This is a genomic window from Pseudomonas sp. GM21 (assembly GCF_000282215.1).
Taxonomy (GTDB): Bacteria; Pseudomonadota; Gammaproteobacteria; order Pseudomonadales; family Pseudomonadaceae; genus Aquipseudomonas.
Genome location: NZ_AKJS01000175.1, coordinates 1 through 1,195 on the forward strand (window position 1 = coordinate 1; position 1,195 = coordinate 1,195).

A 1,195-nucleotide genomic window follows, 5' to 3' on the forward strand; every position below is an offset into this window, starting at 1 on the left:
CCATCGCGAGCAGGCTCGCTTGTATGTTTAGACTTGAAGGGGTGGGCGGGACTAAAAGCTCGATTCCGACTCTAGCCAGTACGGACCGTGGGAGACTTCTCGTCCCGCCCTTTCTACCCGAAGCGCCGATAAGGAATTCATCGGTAAAACCGACGATAGAGGCAAGCCAGCGCAAGGGTAAACCCCGACAAGCCCTTAAACCCTAGCTCCGAGGATTCGTCATGACAATCCTTACCTCGCCAACGGTAATCGGTATCGATGTGGCCAAGGCCGAAATCGTCGCTTACCGCGAAGACATGCAAACCACTCAACACATCAACAACGACCGAGAGACTCTTGGGCGTTGGCTCAAGGCGCTGCCTGCGCAAAGCTCAATTGCTTTGGAAGCCACCAGCATTTACCACTTGGACACGGTCGAACTGGCCCATGAAATGGGACATCGGGTTTACGTTGTGGATGCTTATCGGCTGAGCCACTACCGCGAAAGCATTGGCCAGCGGGCGAAAACCGACCCTTGTGATGCGCGCCTGCTGGCGCGTTACCTGTCTAGCGAGCAGGGACGACTGCGCCTCTGGAGCCCACCTCCGCAGGCCTACAAGGTGTTGAAAAGTCTGCTGCATAGACGCGCAGAACTTATCAATGTGCGTGTGGGCATGACGCTGAGTTGGTCAGGTGAACCGCTTCTGAAAGATGAATTGGCCCGGCAGTTGAAGTCCTTCAAACAAGCTGAGCAAGCCATTCAGAAATTACTGCACAAAGTCAGCAAAAAGGCAGGCATCACCGAAAACATCAAGCGTTGCAAAGCCATTGAGGGGATCGGTGAGCTTACGGCTACGGGCTTGGCGACCGCATTCATGCGCGGTCACTTCGCCAACGGCGATGCATTCATTGCTTTTTTGGGGATGGACTTGCGAGCAAAGGATTCAGGCAAGAAGAACAGCCCTCGCCATCTGTCCAAAAAAGGCGATACGGAGCTGCGGCGCCTGGCTCACAACGCGGCGATGGCGGCTTGTAGGTCCCCCGTCTGGAAGCCGTACTATGAGTCCTATCTGGCCAGGGGCCTGGCAAAAACCCAAGCCCTGGTCATCCTCGCCCGCAAGCTATGCCGGGTGGCATTCGCCCTCATGAAAAACCAGAGCGAATACCAGCCGAATTTAAGGCTACAGGGTTCCCCTGCAACATAGAATCTCCCACA

Annotated in this window: 1 protein-coding gene; it reads left to right on the forward strand. The window is 55.5% G+C overall.

What is annotated here, in order from left to right; all coding sequences use genetic code 11:
- The first annotated feature begins 221 nt into the window (after positions 1–221).
- On the forward strand, positions 222–1,184 hold the full coding sequence (locus tag PMI22_RS03270; RefSeq protein WP_007948737.1) for an IS110 family transposase: 963 nt from the start codon (positions 222–224) through the stop codon (positions 1,182–1,184).
- Positions 1,185–1,195 lie beyond the last annotated feature (11 nt).